Origin of the sequence: Virgibacillus senegalensis (genome assembly GCF_000821245.2) — a bacterium.
GTDB classification, from domain to species: domain Bacteria; phylum Bacillota; class Bacilli; order Bacillales; family Amphibacillaceae; genus Sediminibacillus; species Sediminibacillus senegalensis.
In genome coordinates this window covers 421,710-446,479 of record NZ_LN611425.1, presented here as the reverse complement: position 1 = coordinate 446,479, position 24,770 = coordinate 421,710, and the positions used below count along the sequence as shown (strand labels likewise).

Genomic DNA, 24,770 nt, shown 5'->3' with positions numbered 1-24,770 from the left:
TTACGTACCCCCGTCATTCATCTTATGCCGATTATCTTCTGCTTAAAATATGGTGCCCATTAGCCAAAAACTGGCTTCTGGATTGTTTAAGTGACTCGATTCTTTCTTCTGCCATACGGTCAGCTGCAACGTAGGTAGGAATGCCGTCGCGTCTTGAAATTTCAAATACGCGGTCCAGGTTACCATAAATGGTTTCCACACGCTTCATGGCTCTTTCTTTGTTATAGCCAATCAATTCATCCGCAACGTTGATTACTCCACCTGCATTAATCACATAATCCGGTGCATAAACGATCCCTCTCTCATGAAGAATATCGCCGTGTTTTGTATCCTTCAACTGATTATTGGCTGCTCCGGCTACAACTTTTGCTTTTAGCTGTGGAATGGTATCATCATTTATGGTAGCACCTAATGCACATGGTGCATAAATGTCACAATCCACCTGATAAATATCTTCGGGATCGACCGCTTTTGCCCCAAATGCTTCCACTGCCCGGTTCACTGATTCTTTGTTAATGTCCGTTACAATTAATTGAGCCCCTTCTTCGTGTAAATGGCCGCACAGATTGAAGGCAACGTTTCCGACTCCTTGAACCGCAATCGTTTTTCCTTCAAGGGAATCAGAACCGAACGCTTGCTTGGCAGCTGCCTTTATCCCTTTATATACACCATAAGCCGTAACCGGAGACGGATTGCCGGAGGAACCGAATTCAGGAGAAATACCGGTTACAAAATCCGTTTCTTCATGAATCAAGTCCATATCTGTTACGGTTGTGCCTACATCCTCAGCTGTGATATACCTGCCGTTCAACCCTTGAATGAAACGCCCAAAGGCACGGAACATCGCTTCGTTTTTATCCTTTTTTGGATCACCGATAATGACCGTTTTTCCACCGCCCAGGTTTAATCCAGCTGCAGCATTTTTGTAAGTCATCCCTTTCGCTAATCGCAATGCATCCGTGATGGCCGCTTCCTCCGAATCATACGTCCACATCCGGGTTCCGCCTAGTGCAGGTCCCAAGGTCGTATCATGGATGGCAACAATAGCTTTTAACCCCGATTGTTCATCCTGACAAAATAATAATTGCTCGTAATCGTAACTTTCCATGTACTTGAATATTTCCATTGTTCTTCCTCCTTATAATAACGTCCGTAAAGCCAATGCCAATGAATACAATTTATTTTCAGCCGTATCGGAACGCGACGTCAGTACTATCGGCGCTCTTGCTCCAGCAATGACTGAAGCCACCTTGGCCCCGGCAAAATAAACAAACGATTTATATAAAGCGTTACCAGTTTCGATGTTGGGTACTAGCAAAACATCTGCATTTCCCGCAGTTTCTGTTTTGATGTTTTTTTGGGCTGCAGCTTCAGGCGAAACAGCCACATCGAAAGCCAGCGGTCCGTCCACTATACAGTCTGTGATTTTTCCTTGCTTCTGCATGTCGGAAAGTCTTGCTGCATCGATGGTTGCCTGCATGGCGGGATTCACCTTTTCTACTGCTGCCAAAGCAGCCACCTTTGGAACAAGGATGCCGATGCTTTTAGCAACTTGAACGGCATTATGCACGATACTGGCCTTGGTTTCCAAATCCGGGGCAATGTTCATCGCAGCATCGGTCAGGATGATTGTTTTATCTCTCCCAGGAACCTCGAACAAAGCCACATGAGATAAAACGTTCTCTGTCCGGAGCCCTTCCTGTTTTTCGAGCACAGCTTTTAACAGTGTGCTGGTTGCAATGTTGCCTTTCATCACAACATCTGCATTACCGCTGCTAACGTCCCTTACCGCAAGCTTTGCTGCTGATGCAGGTGTTTCTGCATCAATAATTACCAAACCCTCTTGTTCGAAGTTTTCTCCAGCCTCTTCCAAATACTTACGGATCAATCCGCTGTTACCATACAGAATAAATTGGCCAAGCTGTCGTTCCTTCGCTTCGATTACTGCTGTGAGTACCTCTTTGTCAGCCGCCTGTACGACAGCGATTTTTTTCTTATTGTGTTGATGGTTAACTTGTAAGAGTTCGTTTAATTGATTCATCCCGCATCCTCCAACTTAGCACCGTCCTATGAAAAATCTTGCATGCTATCTTTTTCAATGTTGTATTTCTCCATCTTGTAATACAAATTTCGGACAGAAATACCTAATGCTTCCGCTGTCTTCGTTTTATTGAACCGCTGCTCTTTAAACGCAGCAGCGATAACTTGCTTCTCAAACGTTTCTACCGCTTCCTGGAGCGACTGCCCTTGATAATTCATCAAGTCGGTGTCCGCTTTATCACCTGCTTGTTCCGGTGGAAGCTGAGGCAAATGATCCAGTGTGATGATTTCTTCCCCTATATGCATTTTGATCATCGCCCGACCAAGTACATTTTCTAATTCACGAATGTTTCCAGGCCAGTTATACCTTTTCAAATACGTTACAGCTTCCTTGCTGATTCCCTTTACATTCCTGCCATAATCCTGGTTGATTTTTTGGATCAGATGGCTGCTGAGTTCATCGATATCCTGGATTCGTTCACGAAGAGCCGGAATAAATATCGGAAGTCTGTTCAATCGATAGTACAAGTCTTCCCGAAAATCACCACTCATGATTGCCTTCTCTAAATTGACATTGGTTGCCGTAATGATGCGTACATCCACACGGACAGGTTTACTTCCTCCTACACGAAAAATCTCCTGTTCCTGCAGGACGCGGAGTAGTTTCGCCTGGAGATGAAGGCTCAGTTCTCCAATTTCATCCAAAAAGATACTACCATTATTCGCTTCTTCAAAATAACCTTTTTTTGCCCCTTGTTTTGATTGAGGCGAAGCGCTTTCTTCGTAACCGAACAGCTCGCCCTCCAAGGTTTTTTCCTCCATTGCCGCGCAGTTTACCCTGATAAATTTATTATTTCTTCGATCGCTTTCATTGTGGATAGCATGCGCAAACAACTCTTTGCCTGTTCCTGACTCGCCTCGAAGCAATACGGTTGCAGGTGTTTTGGCGCCTACACGCGCCTGTTCGAGTGAAAGTTTCATCTCATTGGAAGAGCCGATAATATCGTCAAATGAATATTTCGCTTCCAAATTCCTGATGATCTGTCTCGCTCTGCGAAGTTCACTAGATAATGACGTGATTTCCGAGACATCATGCAGAACCCCGACACTACCCTTCAGCTTGCCATCGACAATGATCGGAGCGACATTGACCAATACTTCCTTTTTAGCCGGGCCAACCTTCATCCTTACCCCTCTTACCGGCCTCCTTGTCTGGAGAACCTTCATATGCATGCTTTCTCCCTCGGTAATATCTGTCGAAGCGGGTTTTCCGATAATATCCTTTTCTTCAAGTCCGGTTATCCTTGTGTAGGCCGGATTTACCATGATGCCTAATCCATCCTCGTCGACGACACTGATTGCCTCATCAGAAGAATGAAAAATCGCTTCAAGCATTTTTTTGACTTCTTTTAAACCGGTCACCTGTTCAGCGAGCTCCACCACTTCCGTGATATCCCGAAAAACCGCAAAAGCCCCTTTTAATCGATCCTGCGAATCGATAATCGGGATTCTGGTGGTGATCACTTTTTTTCCGTTTTCAAGCGACAGTTTTTTGTTCACTTCTTTTTTTCTCGAGCGCAGTACTTGTGGAAGCCTTGTCTGGTCGATCACTTGACGGATTGGTTTCCGGAGAAAATCTTTCCGGGGAACACCAACGATTTGCTCTGCCCGTTTATTCACAAATGTTACAGATCCTGAATCGTCGATGACGATCATGCCCTCATGGATATTGTTCATGATCAATTCCTGGGTATGAGCTTCGCTCTTCAGTCTGGACAGTAATGTTTCTTTCTCTTCCAACAATTCGGCTGTTATGTATGCTACGGAACCGGGAATAACGACCGTGTTACCGGAACGCGCTTTGATTACCTCTCCCAGCACTTCTTCCGATCCAGTGGCTTCTATGACAATGTCAATATCATCACCCATCCAATCCTGCCAGTGGCTACCCGTCGCTATTCGATTGCTTTCGGCAGCCTTGAGGCCTGGGGCGTTTGGATCAATATCCACCACTGCAACAATCTTCATACTATCGGTTGCCAGCAGCAACTTGAGCAAAGCTGTCCCGCCTTTTCCTCCACCAATGATTAGTACTCGCTTCATCCAGACACCACACCTTGCATTTATTTGCACACTTCCATCATAATAAATCCTGCATAATTTAGCAAGAAAGACATTATTTATAATGTCTGCTATACTACATGTGTGTAAGCATCAGCAAGTGGTGCGATAGTTTTAGGGAGTAAAGGAGTAAACAAATGAGGCTAATTGCGTTAATTATATTAGTTATTCCCGGGATAGCGGCCACACTCGGAATCAAATGGATGCGAGATGCTTTTTTCGGTGAATATCACCCATGGTTCTTTCATGTCGTCATTCAATTTGCAGCGGGACTGATCTTCTTTTTGGCGGGTATTGCATTTATTGGAGGCTTTATCTTATTTCGGGACAGGAAGCGCAACTTGACAAAAGGAAAATTTAAAAACACGAAATAAAAATGAAGCGATACATAGGGAGGTTCTGCAATGGAAGCGTATCTGGATATGTTTCAATCCCAATACCCGTTCAGTCTGTTATCGGAACAAGAATTCGATTCTTTGACGGAACATGCGACAATAAAGAATTTTAAAGCGAACCAATTTATTATTCACGAAGATCAACAAGAAAACGATATTGATATCCACTTCATGATATCCGGACTGGCAAACAGCATCATGCACCGATCTAACGGGAAACAGTTATCCATCCGCTATTACTACCCTGGAGACCTTGTCGGCATGATGGTGGTCATGTCCAGCGGGGAAATGCGTTTTTCCGTACAGGCCTTGGAAGCAACTCAAACGCTTTGCTTTTCCAAGTCAGCATTTATGGCGCTCATGTCATCCAACCGACAATTTTCCAATGTAGTGTTGGAAGGTATCAGCAATACAATGAAAAGCTTATACCAGGAAGTTAAATACAAAACCTCTGATACGGATGAGGATTCAGATACCGAATTGTACACAAAAAGAGTGGATGGATACATGGAGACGCCTGTCTTTATCGATGCTTCAGCAACGATAGCAGAAGCGGCAAAAGTACTGCAGGAAAAGGAATTGGAAGGTGTCATCGTCAGCGATGACCAGAAGCACATGCTTGGCATGATCGGCTATTCAGAAATTTTGACAGCATTTTTTCAAAACGACCAGGACAGTCAGGTCACTAAATATATGAAGGAAGATGTTTACGCAGTCATGTCTAAAAACTTCATTTATGAAGCGTTGTCTTATTTAAAACATCATCCGACATCAATCATTCCGGTATTCTATAAAGAAAAAGTTATAGGCTTCCTCCGACAGTCTTCCTTTTTCAATATTCAGGATTCGATTTATTTTGATTTGACTTACCGTATTTCCAACGCCGAGAACGTGGAACAGTTGCGGAAACTGTCCCCTTTTTATAATGAACATTTTCAAACCTTCATCCGCCAGTTAATCGCCCATGGGACGATGGGATATGAAATCTGCGAGCTCATTTCGAGCATCAATGACCGTATCCACAAACAGGTGATTCACCTGACTGAGGAAGAAATGATAAAGGAAGGATATGGAACTCCCGATATCAACTACTGTTTCATTGTGATGGGGTCTGAAGGAAGAAAGGAACAAGGCTTTAGCACGGACCAGGACAACGGATTGATTCTTGCTGATTATCAGGACATGGATAATCCTCAGGAGATCGAGCAGTATTTTCAACTATTCAGTCAGAAAATCAATTTCAAATTGGAACAATGCGGTTTTCCTCTATGTACTGGAGGCATTATGGCGAAAGAGACAAAGTGGAGACGTACAATCGGTGAATGGACAAGCGAACTGGAGGAATGGATCAAGAGAATGGACGCTCAGGAAATCCGTGACTTTACCATTTTCATGGACTTCCGTCCCATATTCGGAGACTATTCCCTGGCCTATCGACTCCGTGAACAAGTTACGGAGAAAGTACAAAAGAAACTTCATGTGCATCAATTGTTAACGAAAGATACGCTAAGGTTCCGCGTCCCGTTTCAGCCCTTTGGCAGAATTATCGGATCAGGCAGGCAGCGTCTTTTGGATTTAAAAAAGTCTGCGATCATGCAAATCGTCAATGCAGTCAGAATATATTCCATTCGGTACGGCATCGACAGTATTGGAACCATCGACCGGTTGAACAAGCTGACAGAAGCAGAACGTTTCCATCCCCGGGATGCGGAAAATGCAAAAATGGCTCTCCATCGTTTACTTACATTCCGGCTTGAGCAAAACCTGAGCCAGCTGGCCGAAAACAAACAGCTGACAAACGAAATCAGCCTGTACCAGCTTGGCAAAGAAGATAAACGGAAGCTGCGTGAAGCTTTAGCAATCGCAAAGAGACTGCAGCAAGTATTGGAATTAAGCTACAATCGGAATCGGGTGGTTTAACATGTTACCCATTGATTTACAAATTTTAAAATATTATCTATTTGAAAAACCGATGTTTCAATCCAAAATAAAGCCTTACTTTCAGTGGCATTCCTACCAAAGCTTATCGGAAAACTTGCAGCAAACAGAGCGAGATACAAGCCTCGAAACCACCAATTTATCGGAAGCCACCTTTACCGTATTTGATCTCGAAACCACGGGCTTAATTCCGGAAATAGGCCATGAAGTCATCTCCATCGGCGCGATTCAAATCACCGGAAATAAATATTGCCGCAGGGAAAAATTCCATCAAATCATCAAACCAATTAGGCCGGTTTCGAAAAGAATCAAGAAACTGACTGGAATAGACAAGCATGATTTGGTCAATGCCAGTCCGTTCATCGATGGCTTCAGCAACTTCTTGAATTACTGCAGTGGTACCATACTTGTTGCACACCCAGCCAAATTTGATATCCGTTTTTTGCAGACGATGATCAAGAGGTGGAAACTTCCTGAATACAGACCGTATGTCATTGATTCACAGCTAATGGCCAAATGGCTGCTTCCAAAGGTAAATCCCCAGCTCGATCCCCTAATCCGCTACCTTGGAATAGAAAAGTTGGAGAGACACCATGCACTTAACGATGCCATCATGACAGCGGAATTATTTGAATTTCTGTTAGATGAAGCACAAAAGAAAGGCGTCACAACTTGGCAAGAGCTTGACCATCTATTAGCTTCTATGGAAAATAAAAAAAGAGAGTGAATCTGGTTTCAAAATCAGATTCCCTCTCTTTTTTATGTAAATTATTGCAAATCCTCAAAAAAAGCTTTATAAAGGGCACGAACGGATGCTTCCAATCCATCTTCTTTAATTCCAAACATCATTGCAACCTCAGAAGAGCCCTGGTTGATCATTTCCAAGTTCACATTCGCTTCTGCAAATGCTTCCGTGGCTTTTCGGGCAAGACCGATCGTGCTGTTCATTCCTTCCCCTACAATCATCACCAATGCCAGACCGCGGTCGATCGAAACCATATCTGCATCCAGTTCCTCTTTGATCCGGCGGAGAACCCGCTCTTCCTTTTCCTTAGGGAATTGGGACTCCCTTATGATGACAGACATATCATCAATACCTGAAGGAGTATGTTCAAATGATATGTGTTCATCTTCTAATATATTTAACAGCCTGCGACCAAAACCTAGTTCTCTGTTCATTAAGTACTTACTGACATAAAGACTGAGAAAACCTCTGTCGCTGGCAATGCCAACAACCGGATTGGGGGTCATATGTTTTTCTGACACAATCATTGTTCCCAGACCATTCGGGTTATTTGTATTTTTTATACAGACCGGTATGCTTGCTTTGAAAGCCGGAATCAACGCTTCGTCGTGAAAAACGGAAAAGCCTGCATAGGAAAGTTCCCGCATTTCTTTATAGGTCAACGAAGTAATTTCCCGAGGGTTATCTACAATGGTAGGGTTAACGCAATATACCGAGTCGACATCCGTAAAGTTCTCATACAAATCTGCTTTGACTCCCGCAGCGACAATCGAGCCTGTGATGTCAGAACCGCCTCTGGAAAAAGTGATTAGCTTGCCTTCCTTGGTATATCCAAAAAATCCTGGAATGACCACAATATCCTTCCGGTCGTGAAGCTTGTATAAGTGGTCGAAGCTTTCATCCAAAATTTGGGCACTGCCCGGTTCATCACTGACAATGATGCCGGCTTCTTTAGGATTTAAATAGGATGCATCCATTCCAAGCGACTTCAAATAAACACTTAACAATTTTGCCAGGGAATCTTCCCCTATCGCTTTAAAAGCATCTGCTTTCAGTTCATTTTCATAATCCGAGTGGATAACATCTTGGATATCCTGACGAATTTCCTGTAAAATATCTTCGGAAAGGTTCAGTTCCTCTGTTATATCTTTAAACCTTTCGATTACAAGATCGATTTCTCTTTCATAACTGTCCCCATTCAAATATGCCTGGCACAAATCAATCAACAAATCCGTAACTTTTGTATCGTCACTATACCGTTTTCCAGGTGCTGAAACGACGATTACCCGCCGCTCAGGATCCTCCTGGATTATTCCGGCTACCTTTTTAAGCATTTGTGCGCTCGCAACAGAGCTTCCGCCAAACTTCGCTACTTTCATGTCAATTACTCTCTCCATTTTTTAAATTTTGTCTCTAGTATAAAATATTAACACACTTCCGACGAAAATTACTACTTGTAAACGGAAAGGACGTCGATTGCGAGTATGAGAAAGCAATCCCACTCCATTTCCGTTTAACAGTTCTCGTGCTTTTCATAAGAAAAAAGACAGAACCACAAAAGGATTCTGCCTTACGTAGTCTTCTATTTACCTTCCTGCTCCCGCTTTCTCTCCTCAAACTCTTCTTTAATGGAGGACAAAAGCCGATGGTCTGTCAACAATTCAAGGCCAGTAAGTGCAAGTGCTTTGGCACCTTTCAATAAGGCTTCATCTCCTTGAGAGGATGCTGCAGCTTCCCTGAACGGGACCGTGTGAGCAACCAGATTATCCGGTCCGATTTTGATGTATGGATGGATGGTCGGCACCACTTGACTGATATTGCCTGCGTCTGTTGAGCCAAGTCCATCCCTGTCGTTTAAGTCGACAGTCTCGCCGAATTGTTCAACGGCTACTTTAAAGACACGATCGAAGGTTTTATTTAACAGTAGATTATCGACTTGGTTTTGAAAAGCAATGACGTTCAATTCAGTTCCTGTTGCTAAAGCAGCACCTTCAGCCACCGCTTTCACCTTCTTCGTAACCTCATTAAGATGGGCTCTGGTATCTGCCCTGATAAAAAATCGGGCTTTTGCATACTCAGGGATGATGTTCGGAGCTTCTCCTCCATGTGTAATGATTCCATGGATTTTTACATCTTCTTTCAACTGCTGTCTCAAAGCATTGATTCCGTTAAACAGCTGGATGACAGCATCCAAAGCATTAACCCCTTCGTGTGGAGAAGCAGCTGCGTGTGCAGGAACACCGCGATATTCAAAATCAAGTGGATCAACGGCAAGGGAAGTGGAGGTCACTCTGGTTGCATTAGCCGGATGGACCATCATAGCAGCGTCGATTCCCTGAAGTAAATCGTGCTTGACGAAGCTTCCTTTTGCACTGCCGTTAGGGCCGCCTTCTTCTGCCGGTGTCCCGAGCACAACAACTTCTCCACCAGTAGAATCCAGAACTTTGCTTAAAGCAATCGCAGCTCCAACACTGGTCGTACCGATAATATTATGGCCGCAGGCATGGCCGATCCCTGGAAGGGCATCATACTCTGCGAGAAATGCAATGACAGGACCCGGTATATCTGATTTCTTTCTTGCAAGGAAAGATGTTTCATGACCAGCAACGGCCCTCTCTACATCAAAGCCTTGTTCCTCTAATATGTTGGATAGCAGCTTAGAAGCAAAATACTCTTCGTTTCCTACCTCCGGTTTTTGATGGATGCTGTGACTTGTTGCAATATATTTTTCACGTTGGCTTTCAATGTTCTCGGTAATAACCGTTTTTAATGGAGCATTGGTTTCTACTACAGATGTCATCATAATTCCTCCCGTTTTCTATAAGTTTGCAAAGTCAGTGCTATACCACGATCCTCTTTTTTTCATGAGAGATGGAAAAGTTAGATTACTCTCCTATTTCACTTAATGGTACGAAAGTAGGAATCTGGCTCCCTTTATATTCTTTTTCGATGAATTCTTTTACGTCGTCCTCTTGGTAAAGATCAGCTAACTTCTGCAATGTTTCGTCATCCTTGTCTTCGGTACGGGCAGCGATAATATTGATGTAAGGCGTAGCTGTTTCACTTTCATGCAAGATGGAGTCCTCTGTTGGATTGAAACCAGCATCGACGGCAATTCCGTTGTTGATAATCGATGCAGCTACATCAGGCAATGCTCTCGGAGTTTGCCCCGCTACCACTGGAACGATTTCCAGATTTTTTGGATTATCAACGATTTTATCAACTGCGCCGTTTCCGTCAAAATCTTCCGGAAGCGTAATCAACCCAGCTTCCTGAAGCAGGAGCAAGGCCCTTCCCATGTTTGTAGCTTCGTTAGGTACTGCAATCTTACCACCTTCAGGAACCTCCTCAACACTTTCATACTTATCGGAATAGATTCCCATTGGAGCAATAAGTGTTGTCGCAATTGGCGCTAAATCCAGATCATGTTCTTTCTTAAAGGCATTGAAATAGGAGATAGTCTGGAATGCGTTGGCATCAAGCTCGCCTTCTGCAAGCGCGATATTCGGCTGAACATAGTCAGAGAAACGTACGATTTCCACTTCGATTCCTTCTTTTTCCGCTTTCTCAGCTACAAAGTCCCAGACGCGGTTATCCGATCCGCTTACCCCAATTTTCACTTTTTCCGTTTCTTCTCCGTTTGATGACCCGGAGCAAGCCGTTCCTAACACCGCTAGTGCCAAAAGTAATACCGCTAAAAGTAGTTTTTTCATGGATGATTCCTCCTGTTATCTTCTTCTGATTTTTTTCGATGTGATATTTCCGAGCGTTTGTAGACCTTGGACCATAATGACTAGTATGCCGACAGTAAGCAACATCACAGTGGTATCAAAGCGTTGATATCCGTATGTAATGGCAAGGTCTCCCAGCCCGCCGCCTCCGACTGCTCCCGCCATTGCCGACGCACCAACAAGGCCGACCGTTGCAATGGTGAATGCAAGAACCAAAGAGCTAAGTGCTTCTGGTATCAAAAACTTGAAAATGATCTGCCAAGGAGTTGCCCCCATCGACTCGGCTGCTTCAATGACTCCGGGTTCTACTTCCAGCAACGAATTCTCTACCAGTCTTGCAATATACGGGCCCGCATAGAAAACCAATGGTACGACTGCTGCTGCCGTTCCGATGGAAGTGCCGACAATCAGCCTGGTCACTGGAATAATGGCCACCATAAGAATAATAAATGGGATGGATCTGAACACATTAATGATTCCGTTTAAGATATTGAATACTGGTAAGTTTTCCAATAAATGTCCTTTGCGGGTCACCACCAGCAGGACACCAAGCGGAAGACCGAGAAGAACGGAGAATACCAGTGAAAAACCAACCATTTGCAGCGTTTCGATTAGTGCTTCGATAATTTGATCCTGATTAACCAGCATTTGCTTCGACCTCCTTAATGGCAACTTTCTCTTGGTTGATATACAGTAATGCACGGTTGATATCTCTCTCACTGCCTATGAATTCGACAACCAGGTTACCGAATGGAACACCTTGAAGTTCTGTTATGTTGCCGAACAATACATTTGACTCCACATCAAATTTCTTGGTGATTTTCGATAACAGCGGCTGTCCGGCTGATTCGCCCACAAAGCTGATTCTGAAGACTTTCTGAAATCCTGCATTGTTCCGAACTATTTTTTTGATGGATTCCGGTAAGGTATCGTTCATCACAGTACTGACAAAGTTCCTCGCAGTATTTGTTGTAGGTTCCGAAAACACTTGAAAGACGGAACCTTCTTCGATGATCTTCCCGCCTTCAATTACAGCCACTCTGTCACAGATTTCCCTGATAACAGTCATCTCATGGGTGATAATCAATACCGTGATGTTGTATTCCTTGTTTACTTTTCTCAAAAGTTGAAGGATCGAGTTGGTAGTCTCAGGATCCAAAGCAGAAGTTGCTTCATCACATAGTAAAATCGAAGGTTTCGTGGCAAGTGCCCTTGCAATCCCAATCCTCTGCTTTTGCCCGCCTGAGAGTTGATCCGGATAATAATCCGCCTTGTCAGCCAACCCTACAAACTCTAGCAGCTCGGTTACGCGTTCCCGGATTTCTGATTTTGGTACTTTCGCCAGCTTCAGCGGCATAGCAACATTGGCAAACACGGTCTTCGAATTCAACAGGTTAAAGTGCTGAAATATCATGCCGATGTTGCGCTTGACGTCCCTGATTTGTTTGGGAGCCAATTGGGTAAGATCCTTGCCGTTCACGATCACACTTCCGTTAGTCGGCTTTTCCAGCCAGTTGACACAACGGATCAACGAGCTTTTTCCCGCTCCGCTAAAACCGATGACCCCGAATATTTCTCCTTCATTTATTTTCAAATCAATCCCATCCAACGCACGGACTGGCTGATCTCCGCTCTCATACACTTTCGTAAGTCCTTTGAATTCAATCACTTTGCGATTCCCTCTCTTCTGTTGTTTTTCAAATAAAAAAACTCTTCCGGAGGATGGAAGAGTTAAATTGCCCACAGACAACTAGACTCTTCTTATCTCCCAAGCTTAAGCTTGCTGGATTTGGCACAGTACAAATTAATTGTCCGCTGCCGAGGCTTCACAGGGCCAGTCCCTCCGCCTCTCTTGATAAGAATATTTATAAATGATATTTGTTTAATCGAGTTTAGCGTTCCATGGTTCCTCCTTTTGCTATTTTTCATTAACCAACAAAAAACCCTCTTCCGAATGGGAAGAGGGCATGAATATGTAATCCGTCCTCTTCTCATCTCTCAAGCATTGCTTGCTGGATTTGGCACAGTACTATTTAATAGTCCGCTGCCGAGGCTTCACAGGGCCAGTCCCTCTGCCTCTCTTGATAAGAAGTAATGAAAATTCATTCAATTTTTTTAACTTGATTAACACTTTACAACGGCACTTCAAAAGTGTCAATACATTTTTGTAACATTCCTGTAAGAAAATTTTTAATGGATGATTCAAATGTCTTTCGTTATGGGCAAAATGAAGCTTAAAAAAAGCAGAAAAAAGACACCACCCCATCCTGATTTTGACAAACCAATTAAAAGGTGATGTCTTTCGCTAAACAAGCCAGTCCTTAATACATCCTTAATATATAATTTGCTGATTGAATCCAGTCAAATCCATCCTTCAGCTTGCTCGATGTTCCAACCTGAGGCGGTCGGCTACCATCGCAATGAATTCACTGTTTGTCGGCTTGGCTTTGGAAATACTGACCGTATAACCGAATAAAGAAGAGATAGACTCCATGTTCCCACGGCTCCAGGCAACCTCTATCGCATGACGGATCGCACGTTCGACACGTGAAGCAGTCGTATTATACTTTTTGGCGATATCCGGGTACAGCACCTTTGTAATAGAGCCTAGCAATTCGATATCCTTATAAACCATCGTAATCGCTTCCCTTAAATACATATATCCTTTGATGTGAGCAGGAACACCTATTTCGTGAATGATATGGGTAATGCTTGTTTCCAAATCTTTCTTCCTGTCATCACGTTTACCCCTTTGCTTGCCAGAACTTATATTATCGAAAGAAGGAGTAATTCCATGTACTTGTCTGATTTGATCCGCCAAGCTATCGAGATCAAACGGCTTTAAAATAAAATAGGAGGCCCCTAAATCAACGGCTTTCTTGGTTACTTCCTCCTGACCGAATGCAGTCAGCATAATAACATTCGGATACTTTTCCTTTTCGATATCTTTAATTTTGCCCAATACCGCTAAACCATCGATATGCGGCATAATAATATCCAATACCAAGACGTCTGGGTCCAGTTCTTCAAGCATCTGCAGGCAGTCTTTTCCATTATATGCTGTACCAATAACCTCGATGTCTTCTTTGTCGTCGAAGTATTCCTGCATTAAACCAATCAGTTCCCTGTTGTCATCCACTAAGCAAACTTTAATCTTCTCCACTCCAAATATCCTCCTTTTAGTAATTCCTCCCTGAGTTCCTCGTAATGATTTCGACATAAAGACGATATTTCCTTCTTTTCAGGAAAAAACATTGGATTTTTTTCGATTTTCTTTTAATAGCTTTTAATTACTTCAATTTTCGATACTATACGACAAGGTGTTTATGAATTCATGCAGATTTGTCGAAATTTCTTTATTCTATCTTTTATATTATAGCATATTTTTCCAATGAAAACGTTTTTTATTGAGCTATTTATCAGAAAATTTTATTGTTTTCTCCAGAACAAGAAGTAATATAACAAAAACTAACTCTTATCGTATGTTTGATAAGAGTTAGTTTTTTAATCAGCCCGCTTTTTGATTGCTGCCATATATATCGATTCCTGCCTCATTCAGCATCCACTCGATATGGACCCCATAACCAGAGGTCGGATCATTAACGAACACGTGGGTGACTGCTCCGATTACTTTGTCGTTCTGAATGATCGGACTTCCACTCATTCCCTGAACGATGCCTCCAGTCTCCTTTAACAATTCTTTATCCGTTATCTTGATGATCATCCCTTTAGTGGCAGGAAATTTTTGCGGTACACTGCTTACAATTTCCACATCGAATTCCTCTACTTTTTCCCCATGAACGACAGTCAGTATTTTTGCTGGTCCTTCTTTGACTTCATGGGACAAAGCGATCGGCATTGCTTTATCCAATTTTCCATTCTTTATGTCTTCATCCAGTTTTCCAAAAACACCGAATGGCGTATTCTTCGTAATGTTCCCAAGTTTCTTTTCGTCTGCTGAAAATTCGGCGCGTTTTTCTCCTGGTGTTCCGTTGTTGCCTTTTTCGATTGCTTTTATGTTGGAACGAACAATGGTTCCTTTGTGAATTTCAATCGGTTTTCGTGTGTCCATGTCAGAAATGACATGTCCTAGGGCACCATATTTTTTAGAAACAGGATCGTAAAACGTCATGGTTCCGATTCCTGCGGCAGAATCCCGAATGTACAAGCCAATACGGTAATCATCCTCTTTAGCATCCAGGTAAGGCGTTAAATTGGTTTCAAATGTTTTCTCCCCACGCTTTACGGTAACCTTTAGCGATTCATCGGCTTCCCCTGCTGCTTCTACAAAAGGGGCAACTTCCGCAATCTTTTTAATTTCTTTGCCATTTATTTTCAACAGGATGTCGCCAACTTTAATATCAGCTTCTTCTCCAGGTGAAACCTTACCATCACTGGTAGTGATTTGATGGTGGCCAACGACCAATACCCCTAAAGTATGAAGATTCACACCGATGGATTGCCCTCCGGGGATTACTCGGAAGTCGTCCAACACATCGACATTTACTTTTTTGATTGGCAGGCCAGCTAGTTCATAGACGATATCAGCCGTACCCATCCCTTTTGCTGCAAAGGATGCATCACTTGATGCCTCCAGTATCTCGTCATTGCTGCTGGCAACTGTTACATTTGAACTGACGGCCGGCATATTGATTTCTCCCTGGTTCATAAAAGTAGTCAATTGACCAGGTATCATTAGGAAGTCTTTAACAGGTAAAAAAGGAATACACAGGAAAGCAACAAGGAGCGTTATTCCTATGCCATTGCGAAATCCATTAAAATTCATGCTTCACTCTCCTCGTTCCTAACCCATAGCAATTTTTTATTTCTGTAGTTCTAATTTGGCCTTGCAGCACCTTTTTTAAACCCTGTAAAGATGAGAAATAACGGCGATAATTTCCTTATATGCTTGGAATTAAACCAAAAAATAAGCGGATAATACAACAAAGAAAAGCGCAAGCACCTTGGAAACCCCCAATCAGCTTGAAACACTCTTCGAAGCGACAGGTTTTGCCATGTATAGGATCAAGATCTCATGAGGAGAAGCTGGACAAGAAAAGCGGAGTCGTTGTTCCGCTTATGATTCCCTGAAATGAATTTTCCTACTAAAAAACCCTTGCCGTAGGGCAAGGGTCAACCTTGATCTTTTTTGAACTTTTTCGCAAGGTTGATCAACTCTCTTGCGTGTTCCTTCGTTGTTTCTGTTAATTCTGCTCCGGTAATCATCCGACTGATCTCTTCTACTGAAGCTTCTGTGTCCAATTCAACAACAGAAGTACTTGTCCTTTCATCTGATACATGCTTTTCAATCAAAAGATGGGTATCTGCCATGGAAGCAACCTGTGGAAGATGGGAAATACACAATACTTGAGAACCACTGGCAATCCCATGAATTTTTTCAGCGATTGCCTGCGCAACCCGTCCGCTTACACCGGTGTCGACTTCGTCAAAAATGACACTCGTCACTCCTTGGTGCTTGGAAAAAATTTTCTTCAGCGCTAACATAATACGCGAAAGTTCTCCTCCTGAAGCCACTTTGTTGATTTCCTTCAATGGTTCTCCAGGATTGGTAGTAATCAGGAATTTGACTAAGTCAAATCCATTGTCATGCATGCTGACAGGTGTTCCCTCTAATTGAGGATCCCCTTCTTTACCGCGCCTTAACTGGATATCGACTCCGAATGAAGCTTTTTCTAAGTATAGATCCTTCAACTCTTTATGAATAGATTCGACCAATGTTTCAGCTGCCTTTTTTCGGATATCATGCATATGTCTAGCCTCCAAAAGGGCATCCTCGCCTAGTTCTGCAATTTGGCTTTGCAGCTTGGTCAAATGGGATTCACGATTGGTGATTTGGTCGATCTCCTCTTCGACTTTCGCGCCATATTCTAATATTTCCGTCACCGATTGGCCGTATTTCTTTTTCAACCGGTTGATTTCATTAAGTCTGCTTTCGATTATGTTCAATCTTTCTGGATCGAATTCCATGGAGTCGAGGAAATTACGCAAGTCAAAGGTGAATTCCTCCAATACATAATAGTGATTAGAGAATTCTTCTTTTTTGGAAGCAACATTTTCATCATATTCACTGGCACTTTCCAATCCATTCAATGCAAGAGAAAGCCAGTCCAATCCTTTTTGTTCACCGTACAACGCATTGTATGCATCATGGATACCTTGATAGATTTTTTCGTAATTATTGAGCCTGTCTCGTTCCTCGCTTAACTTTTCATCTTCCGACGGTGACAGTTCTGCCGCTTGGATTTCTTTTAACTGAAATTCAAGCAAATCAAGTCGCTGTACCATTTCCTGTTCATTTTCGTTAAGTTCCCTGTAACGTTTCCTCAATGCCTGAAATTTTTCAAACAATCGAAGATATTCTGTTTTTACTTGTTCTAGCTCATCCTTAATATATAAGTCCAATAATTCTATATGGCGATCCACTTCCATTAACGATTGCGTTTCATGCTGACTGTGTATGTCAATAAGCGTCTTACCGAATTCCTTTAGTATTGCCAAGGTAACGAGCTTTCCATTCACCCTGCAAATACTTTTTCCATTCGCAGTAATCGTCCGTTGCAGGACAATCATGCCATCCTCATTTACATCTACTCCGAAATGGCGCCCTTTTTCAAAGATCGGATGCTTCGGATCATCGATAATAAACAACCCTTCGATGTCCGCTTTCTTCGCCCCATACCTGACAAATTCGACCGACCCTCTGCCACCGGTCAATAATTGGACAGCATCAATGATGATCGATTTACCAGCGCCGGTTTCTCCTGTTAACACAGTCAACCCTTCATTGAATGTTATCGATATTTCATCGATAATCGCGAAATCCTTGATAGACAATTCAGTTAACAAGTAAAAGCCACCTCATTTTTTTTAAAGTAAACCTGTTATAACATTTCCAGCAGTCTGTTTTTGATTATCTGGGTATCCTTTTCCGTACGACAGATGATCAGACACGTATCATCACCGCAAATCGTGCCCATGATTTCCGTCCAATCAAGGTTATCAATCAGAGCCCCCAATGCCTGAGCATTTCCGGGAAGTGTTTTTAGTACAATGAAATATCCAGCAGTATCAATCCGTACGAACGCATCCATAATCAGCCGTCTTAGCTTTTCCAACGGATTGAAGCGCTGGTCGGCTGGAAGGCTGTATTTATATTTACCGTCAACGGTCGGAACTTTGACAAGGTGCAATTCTTTAATATCCCTTGATACAGTGGCCTGCGTGACATTGTATCCTAAATTACGCAGTTGTTCGACCAGCTCATCCTGTGTTTCAATATCATAATCGGCTATCAGTTCTCTTATTTTTATATGTCGTTGCCCTTTTGTCACGTTATCCCTCCTTTTGGCATGATCTGAAGCTTTGATGTGCAAAGAATGACAAAGGAAAAGGGCTACAGAAAATGTAGCCCTGCTTATGCGTGCTTCTGATGTGTCTCGTGTGCTTCCTCGACTACATGGTCCATTTCGACATCAGACAAGCTATTTCCTGCTTTTTCTCCATCACAAAGAAAATAGGCTAAAAATTCAATATTGCCATCCCCGCCGGTAATCGGTGAAAACGTCAGCCCTTTAACGGAAAAACCTTCCGACGACGCAAAGGAGAGAATGTTCTTTAAAACTTGGCGGTGAACATCCGCATCCCTTACAATGCCTTTCCGGCCAACCTGCTCCCGGCCCGCTTCAAATTGTGGTTTGATCAGCGCAACGACTTCTCCATCCTGTTTCAATAGCTTTGCCAGAACTGGCAAAATCAATCGAAGGGAAATAAATGATACGTCGATGGAGGCAAAATCGGGTACCCCTCTTTTTAGCATCTCAGGTGTTACATACCGGAAATTGGTTCTTTCCATTACTTCTACTCTTGGATCATTTCTCAGTTTCCAGTCAAGCTGGTTATAGCCGACATCGACCGCATAACTGAGCTCCGCACCGTTTTGCAAAGCACAATCGGTAAACCCACCAGTAGAGGAACCAATATCAATCACTTTTTTTCCTTGTAAATCGATGGCGAATTGCTTAATTGCCTTCTCTAATTTAAGACCGCCCCTTCCAACGTATGGAAACAACTTCCCTTTAACGGTCAAGGAAATATCTTCTTCCACTTTCATTCCCGGCTTGTCCAAACGCGTCTGTTCTGAGTAGACTAAGCCGGCCATAATTGAACGTTTGGCCTTCTCACGTGTCTCGATTAATCCCCTGTCCACCAACAGAGTGTCGAGCCTTGTTTTTTTGCTCAATTTCCATCATGCCCTTTGCTGTTTACTTGGCAGCATGCGCTGTATGTGTTGTACTGTTTGTTCCTTTGTTAAACCGATTTCTTCCAATAGCTGCTCGACCTTACCATGTTCAATATAACGATCTGGTATACCCATCCGATGGATTGTACGGTTTTGGTATCCGTTCTCTTCGGCAAATTCCAAAATCGAGCTGCCAAACCCGCCTTTCAGAACAGCTTCTTCAATCGTTAAAATCGGTATGTTTTCGGACATAAGTTCATGCAGCATCCGCTCATCGAGCGGCTTGATAAACCGCGCGTTGATAACTTTTACCGAAACACCCTTTGCCTGCAATTCTTTGCTTGCCTGCAAAGCCATTGGGATCGTCGTTCCGAAGGTAAGAATAGCAGCATCATTTCCTTCTTTCAAGACTTCCCAGCTGCCGATCTCTATCGATTGCAAATTCTTGTCCATATCAACGCCGAGTCCATTTCCGCGTGGGTAACGTACAGCGATTGGTCCGTCGTCATATTCGACAGCCGTCTGGACCATATGCTGGCACTCATTTTCGTCTTTCGGCATCATCACGACCATATTCGGTATGCTCCGTAAAAACGAGATGTCAAATACGCCCTGGTGTGTTTCACCATCCGCTCCGACTAATCCCGCCCGATCAATTCCGAAAATAACATTCAGGTTTTGCCTGCAGACATCATGGACTAATTGGTCATAGGCACGCTGCAAGAATGTCGAATAAATTGCCAAAAACGGCTTCATCCCTTGTGTAGCGAGTCCTGCTGCCATAGTGGCTGCATGCTGTTCCGCAATTCCGACATCAAAAAGTCGTTCAGGAAATTCCTTTTGAAACTTTTCCAGTTTGGAACCGAGAATCATGGCGGGGGTGATGACAGTCAACCTTTCATCTTCCCTTGCCTTTTTCTGCAAGGTCCCGCTGACAACCTCACTCCAGGCAGGCGGAGCGTCTACTGGTTTTATTTTCTCGCCGGAGTCGATTTTGTATGGACCTACACCGTGCCACCTGTCTTTCTTGTCTGTCTCAGCAGGCTGGTAACCTTTCCCTTTTTGTGTGATGACGTGCACCAGCACAGGACCTCCGGTTTTCTTGGCGTATTGGAGGTTTTCCTGCAAAGCAGTAAAATCATGCCCATCGACTGGACCATAATAAGTGAAACCGAACTCTTCAAACAGCATCCCAGGCACCATGAAGTATTTCATGCTGTCTTTCACTCTTTCGGCAGTAGACGCAAGTCGTCCGCCAACAGCCGGAATTTTCTTCATGAGCCATTCCAGTTCATCTTTCACTCTTTTATACTTGCCTGCACTTCTCATACGTCCTAATGCATTGTGAAGAGCACCAACATTGTTGGCAATCGACATTTCATTATCATTCAGAATGACGATGATATCTTTTTTCTCATGGCCAATATGGTTGAGCGCCTCCAAGGCCATTCCGCCTGTCAGTGCTCCATCTCCGATAATCGGGACGATATGGCTGTCCTCTTTTTTTAAATCCCTGGCGATGGTCATCCCCATAGCAGCTGATAACGAAGTGGAACTATGGCCGGTTTCCCAGACATCATGTTCACTTTCACGGGTTTTCGGAAAACCGCACAAACCTTTGTATTGTCGCAAGGTATCGAATTGACCGGCACGACCGGTCAATATTTTATGAATATAAGATTGATGGCCGACATCAAAAATAAATTTGTCTTTCGGGCTTTGAAAATGTTTATGGAGTGCCAGAGTCAATTCTACAACGCCAAGGTTCGCCCCCAGATGTCCACCGGTCACCGATAGTTTTTCGATCAGAAACTGCCGGATTTCCGTTGCAAATCGCTCTAATTCTTCGTTTGACATATTTTTTAAAAACGAANATCACGACCATATTCGGTATGCTCCGTAAAAACGAGATGTCAAATACGCCCTGGTGTGTTTCACCATCCGCTCCGACTAATCCCGCCCGATCAATTCCGAAAATAACATTCAGGTTTTGCCTGCAGACATCATGGACTAATTGGTCATAGGCACGCTGCAAGAATGTCGAATAAATTGCCAAAAACGGCTTCATCCCTTGTGTAGCGAGTCCTGCTGCCATAGTGGCTGCATGCTGTTCCGCAATTCCGACATCAAAAAGTCGTTCAGGAAATTCCTTTTGAAACTTTTCCAGTTTGGAACCGAGAATCATGGCGGGGGTGATGACAGTCAACCTTTCATCTTCCCTTGCCTTTTTCTGCAAGGTCCCGCTGACAACCTCACTCCAGGCAGGCGGAGCGTCTACTGGTTTTATTTTCTCGCCGGAGTCGATTTTGTATGGACCTACACCGTGCCACCTGTCTTTCTTGTCTGTCTCAGCAGGCTGGTAACCTTTCCCTTTTTGTGTGATGACGTGCACCAGCACAGGACCTCCGGTTTTCTTGGCGTATTGGAGGTTTTCCTGCAAAGCAGTAAAATCATGCCCATCGACTGGACCATAATAAGTGAAACCGAACTCTTCAAACAGCATCCCAGGCACCATGAAGTATTTCATGCTGTCTTTCACTCTTTCGGCAGTAGACGCAAGTCGTCCGCCAACAGCCGGAATTTTCTTCATGAGCCATTCCAGTTCATCTTTCACTCTTTTATACTTGCCTGCACTTCTCATACGTCCTAATGCATTGTGAAGAGCACCAACATTGTTGGCAATCGACATTTCATTATCATTCAGAATGACGATGATATCTTTTTTCTCATGGCCAATATGGTTGAGCGCCTCCAAGGCCATTCCGCCTGTCAGTGCTCCATCTCCGATAATCGGGACGATATGGCTGTCCTCTTTTTTTAAATCCCTGGCGATGGTCATCCCCATAGCAGCTGATAACGAAGTGGAACTATGGCCGGTTTCCCAGACATCATGTTCACTTTCACGGGTTTTCGGAAAACCGCACAAACCTTTGTATTGTCGCAAGGTATCGAATTGACCGGCACGACCGGTCAATATTTTATGAATATAAGATTGATGGCCGACATCAAAAATAAATTTGTCTTTCGGGCTTTGAAAATGTTTATGGAGTGCCAGAGTCAATTCTACAACGCCAAGGTTCGCCCCCAGATGTCCACCGGTCACCGATAGTTTTTCGATCAGAAACTGCCGGATTTCCGTTGCAAATCGCTCTAATTCTTCGTTTGACATATTTTTTAAAAACGAAGGATCTTTTATTTCTGTAAGATCCATGATGGGATTCCTCCCCTTCACCTTAATATTCCGGCTGGTTATTTGTCGAACAACTGCCGGTTCCATTCCTTCAATTCCTTATTTCGTACTCACGCTTACATCTTAGTATAACAAATATATGCCGCGAGCGTAGGAATAACGTTTTTGCGAAATTTCGATTTCTGAATTAAAGTTACCCTTTTTTAATTAGTTGTACGTTGAATTTTGATTCAATGAAAGCAACAACTTTCCCGACGAAAAATATAATATGCGTGGATGAATTAATGGCAAGATACTTTCCGATTGCTTTACCGCCAACTGTCAGCGCAGCCACCAAACTGGTTAAGACGACATTGATGACAAGCTGGACAGTCGAACCTTCCGAGTAACCAAATCCATTGGCAACTTGCAAAACGACTATAGCAGAAGCCGTACCACTAACTATACCCGAAATGTCTCCTATTACATCGTTGGAAAAACTGGCGAAGCGGTCTGCGTTTCGGACGATTAGCAGCGCCTGTTTGGAACCGTTTACCTTTTCCGAGGCCATTGCGTTGAATGGTGTTTCGTCTGCAGCTGTAGCAGCGATCCCTAACATATCAAAGAATATCCCGATCAGAACGATAACCAGAACAATCAGTAGACCGATAATCCATGGTACCCCGTTCAGCACGGAGGAAGATATGACTGAAAAAATAGCCGCTAACACGAATGTGATAACGGCAATACTTAAACTAAATCGTAACGATTTTTGTAGTTGTGATTTCATTGTTACCCTCATTAATTAAATTCGTAAGTTTATGTAGAAGGAATGGTCATTTAAAAGGTAAAAACTGCGGCTTAGGTCCAGTAGGTTTTCCCAGATGGATACCGAATGTTGCCATTCTGGCGGTTCCCCTTTAAATCCACCTTAGCTTCGTCGCCAAAAGCTAGACTGGATTGCCACTTAGTCCGCACTATAATCCCTTTTAAATGTCCGATGGAACAGTCTAGGAGATTTCCTCAACAGTCTTTGGCCGTTCCCTAGCCTCTTTTGCAGTACTGATTTCAAATGGCAAAATAACACAATAAAAGTGGCCGCTTTTATTGCGCTGTGAGCCATTATCCCCTCAGGACCACTCAAGGCAGGCTACGCTGCGAATAGAGATTCCCTTTCCCTATTGCGCAGGTTCATACCCCATTCCATAACAGCAACTAGGCTTAGCAACCGCTACAGAGATGGGCCTCCGCGGAAGCAGGGTCCTCGCCCACATGCCTTTGTGGATCGCCCTGCTACCTTAACTCCCAGCACTGACCCAAGGCTGGGCGCCTCAAGCCAGCACAAGGAACTTCATCGATGTGCCCTTTGGCGGATTTTTAGGCCCGCCTTCAGGAACGGAGGACCGACTAGAATACTGCACCATTCCTCTTTGATATCATTTTACCATATATCAAAAAAAATCTCAATTCATACAAGCACGTTGACTAATGATCCCGATTGCCGAAATAATCGGTTATTTCCACTAATACCGAACTCTCTACACCTGCTTCATGCAAAGCTAATTTGGCTTTTTGCAGGTACATTTCTTTCTGTTTCCTGGCCCCATCCAAACCGAGAAGTTTCGGGTATGTACTTTTCAAGTTTGTCTCATCACTTCCTACCGGTTTCCCGATCAACTCCGGATCTCCCTGGACATCAAGGATGTCATCCTGTACTTGGAAAATCAACCCTAAATAATAGGCATATTCCTCCAAAGCGGTGATTTGGCGCGAATCTGCTCCCCCGATCATCGCCCCTGCTACAACCGCATACCTGAGCAGCTGGCCGGTTTTTAGTGTATGGATTTGTTCCAGTTCCTCGAGCTTTGCTTCTTTATTTTCAGCCTGCATATCAAGAACTTGTCCCGCGACCATTCCTTTCGGTCCGGCAGCTTCTGCTAATCTCCGCATCAAATCCACCTTCTGACCGTCTGAAACCGATAAATGGGAAGCAACGATCTCGAAGCTGTATGTCAATAGACCATCCCCTGCCAAAATGGCGGTAGCTTCATCAAACTGAATATGGTTGGTGGGCTTGCCGCGGCGGATGTCATCATTGTCCATGGCCGGTAAATCATCATGAATAAGAGAATACGTGTGGATCATTTCAAGAGCTGCCGCAGCAGGGATGATATTTTCCATATCACCCCCATAAGACTCGCAGCTTGCAGCCATCAACGTAGGACGAAGTCTTTTGCCTCCCGCTTCTGCTGAATATTTCATTGCGGCTTTTAGTCGCTCCGGAGCTTCCAACTCTTCAATATAACCGAGGATTGCCTCATCCATTTGAAGCTGTTTCTCCTTTATGTAATTAACTAAGCTTCCTGTCACC

At 43.6% G+C, this 24,770-nt stretch carries 19 protein-coding genes, 1 pseudogene and 2 riboswitches; of the genes and pseudogenes, 3 read left to right on the top strand and 17 right to left on the bottom strand.

Annotation, left to right across the window (positions count from 1 at the left end; all coding sequences use genetic code 11):
• Window positions 1-31 precede the first annotated feature (31 nt).
• Genes bcd through BN1067_RS12925 form a run of 3 tightly spaced genes read right to left on the bottom strand, consistent with a single transcriptional unit; the run spans window position 32 to window position 4,143 of the window.
• Window positions 32-1,126, bottom strand: a complete 1,095-nt coding sequence (bcd, locus tag BN1067_RS12935) for a branched-chain amino acid dehydrogenase (RefSeq protein ID WP_053219274.1) — start codon at window positions 1,124-1,126, stop codon at window positions 32-34.
• Window positions 1,127-1,138: 12 nt separating this feature from the next.
• Window positions 1,139-2,041 (bottom strand): phosphate butyryltransferase, encoded by a 903-nt coding sequence (gene yqiS / locus BN1067_RS12930; protein ID WP_053219273.1) that lies wholly within the window; start codon window positions 2,039-2,041, stop codon window positions 1,139-1,141.
• 26 nt (window positions 2,042-2,067) lie between these two features.
• Window positions 2,068-4,143, bottom strand: coding sequence for a sigma-54 interaction domain-containing protein (locus tag BN1067_RS12925; protein WP_053219272.1), 2,076 nt, complete (start codon window positions 4,141-4,143; stop codon window positions 2,068-2,070).
• A 155-nt stretch (window positions 4,144-4,298) separates the two neighbouring features.
• Here BN1067_RS12925 and BN1067_RS12920 point away from each other — a divergent pair, with 155 nt between their 5' ends.
• Genes BN1067_RS12920 through BN1067_RS12910 form a run of 3 tightly spaced genes read left to right on the top strand, consistent with a single transcriptional unit; the run spans window position 4,299 to window position 7,221 of the window.
• On the top strand, window positions 4,299-4,535 hold the full coding sequence (locus BN1067_RS12920) for a DUF2627 domain-containing protein (RefSeq protein WP_053219271.1): 237 nt from the start codon (window positions 4,299-4,301) through the stop codon (window positions 4,533-4,535).
• Between the two features lie 30 nt (window positions 4,536-4,565).
• Window positions 4,566-6,476 (top strand): DUF294 nucleotidyltransferase-like domain-containing protein, encoded by a 1,911-nt coding sequence (locus BN1067_RS12915; protein ID WP_053219270.1) that lies wholly within the window; start codon window positions 4,566-4,568, stop codon window positions 6,474-6,476.
• 1 nt (window position 6,477) lies between these two features.
• Window positions 6,478-7,221 carry a 3'-5' exonuclease gene (locus tag BN1067_RS12910; RefSeq protein ID WP_053219269.1) on the top strand — a complete coding sequence of 248 codons (744 nt, stop codon included), beginning with the start codon at window positions 6,478-6,480 and terminating at the stop codon, window positions 7,219-7,221.
• 41 nt (window positions 7,222-7,262) lie between these two features.
• Here the strand turns inward: BN1067_RS12910 and BN1067_RS12905 are convergent, their stop codons facing one another.
• The 14 genes and pseudogenes from BN1067_RS12905 to BN1067_RS12840 all read right to left on the bottom strand — a co-directional run bounded on the left by BN1067_RS12905 (window position 7,263) and on the right by BN1067_RS12840 (window position 24,769).
• The gene (locus tag BN1067_RS12905) at window positions 7,263-8,618 is read right to left on the bottom strand and encodes an aspartate kinase (RefSeq protein WP_053219268.1); all 1,356 of its coding nucleotides are present in this window, start codon (window positions 8,616-8,618) and stop codon (window positions 7,263-7,265) included.
• A 203-nt stretch (window positions 8,619-8,821) separates the two neighbouring features.
• The gene (locus BN1067_RS12900; protein ID WP_053219267.1) at window positions 8,822-10,039 is read right to left on the bottom strand and encodes a M20 family metallopeptidase; all 1,218 of its coding nucleotides are present in this window, start codon (window positions 10,037-10,039) and stop codon (window positions 8,822-8,824) included.
• A gap of 85 nt (window positions 10,040-10,124) precedes the next feature.
• The gene (locus BN1067_RS12895; protein WP_053219266.1) at window positions 10,125-10,952 is read right to left on the bottom strand and encodes a MetQ/NlpA family ABC transporter substrate-binding protein; all 828 of its coding nucleotides are present in this window, start codon (window positions 10,950-10,952) and stop codon (window positions 10,125-10,127) included.
• A gap of 15 nt (window positions 10,953-10,967) precedes the next feature.
• Window positions 10,968-11,618 (bottom strand): methionine ABC transporter permease, encoded by a 651-nt coding sequence (locus BN1067_RS12890; RefSeq protein WP_053219265.1) that lies wholly within the window; start codon window positions 11,616-11,618, stop codon window positions 10,968-10,970.
• A complete protein-coding gene (locus BN1067_RS12885; protein ID WP_053219428.1) occupies window positions 11,608-12,639 on the bottom strand; it encodes a methionine ABC transporter ATP-binding protein in 1,032 nt (343 codons plus the stop codon). Before BN1067_RS12885 ends, BN1067_RS12890 begins: the two co-directional genes overlap by 11 nt.
• An 89-nt stretch (window positions 12,640-12,728) precedes the next feature.
• Window positions 12,729-12,832, bottom strand: a riboswitch (SAM riboswitch).
• Window positions 12,833-12,958: 126 nt separating this feature from the next.
• A riboswitch (SAM riboswitch) is annotated at window positions 12,959-13,061 on the bottom strand.
• Window positions 13,062-13,344: 283 nt separating this feature from the next.
• The gene (spo0A, locus tag BN1067_RS12880; protein WP_053219264.1) at window positions 13,345-14,133 is read right to left on the bottom strand and encodes a sporulation transcription factor Spo0A; all 789 of its coding nucleotides are present in this window, start codon (window positions 14,131-14,133) and stop codon (window positions 13,345-13,347) included.
• Window positions 14,134-14,478: 345 nt separating this feature from the next.
• Window positions 14,479-15,756: a SpoIVB peptidase gene (spoIVB, locus tag BN1067_RS12875; RefSeq protein ID WP_053219263.1), complete on the bottom strand. Its 1,278-nt coding sequence runs from the start codon at window positions 15,754-15,756 to the stop codon at window positions 14,479-14,481.
• A gap of 347 nt (window positions 15,757-16,103) precedes the next feature.
• Window positions 16,104-17,837 (bottom strand): DNA repair protein RecN, encoded by a 1,734-nt coding sequence (gene recN / locus BN1067_RS12870; protein ID WP_053219262.1) that lies wholly within the window; start codon window positions 17,835-17,837, stop codon window positions 16,104-16,106.
• Window positions 17,838-17,872: 35 nt separating this feature from the next.
• Window positions 17,873-18,322 carry a transcriptional regulator AhrC/ArgR gene (ahrC, locus tag BN1067_RS12865; RefSeq protein WP_053219261.1) on the bottom strand — a complete coding sequence of 150 codons (450 nt, stop codon included), beginning with the start codon at window positions 18,320-18,322 and terminating at the stop codon, window positions 17,873-17,875.
• A gap of 83 nt (window positions 18,323-18,405) precedes the next feature.
• Complete coding sequence (locus BN1067_RS12860) at window positions 18,406-19,230, bottom strand: TlyA family RNA methyltransferase (protein WP_053219260.1); 825 nt, start codon at window positions 19,228-19,230, stop codon at window positions 18,406-18,408.
• 6 nt (window positions 19,231-19,236) lie between these two features.
• On the bottom strand, window positions 19,237-21,087 hold the full coding sequence (dxs, locus tag BN1067_RS12855; protein WP_053219259.1) for a 1-deoxy-D-xylulose-5-phosphate synthase: 1,851 nt from the start codon (window positions 21,085-21,087) through the stop codon (window positions 19,237-19,239).
• Window positions 21,088-21,106: 19 nt separating this feature from the next.
• Window positions 21,107-22,441 (bottom strand): annotated as a pseudogene (gene dxs, locus BN1067_RS12850) (1-deoxy-D-xylulose-5-phosphate synthase); the annotation flags it as partial.
• Window positions 22,442-22,613: 172 nt separating this feature from the next.
• The gene (locus tag BN1067_RS12845; protein ID WP_053219258.1) at window positions 22,614-23,189 is read right to left on the bottom strand and encodes a hypothetical protein; all 576 of its coding nucleotides are present in this window, start codon (window positions 23,187-23,189) and stop codon (window positions 22,614-22,616) included.
• A gap of 695 nt (window positions 23,190-23,884) precedes the next feature.
• Window positions 23,885-24,769 carry a polyprenyl synthetase family protein gene (locus BN1067_RS12840; protein WP_110943485.1) on the bottom strand — a complete coding sequence of 295 codons (885 nt, stop codon included), beginning with the start codon at window positions 24,767-24,769 and terminating at the stop codon, window positions 23,885-23,887.
• Between the last annotated feature and the right edge of the window lies 1 nt (window position 24,770).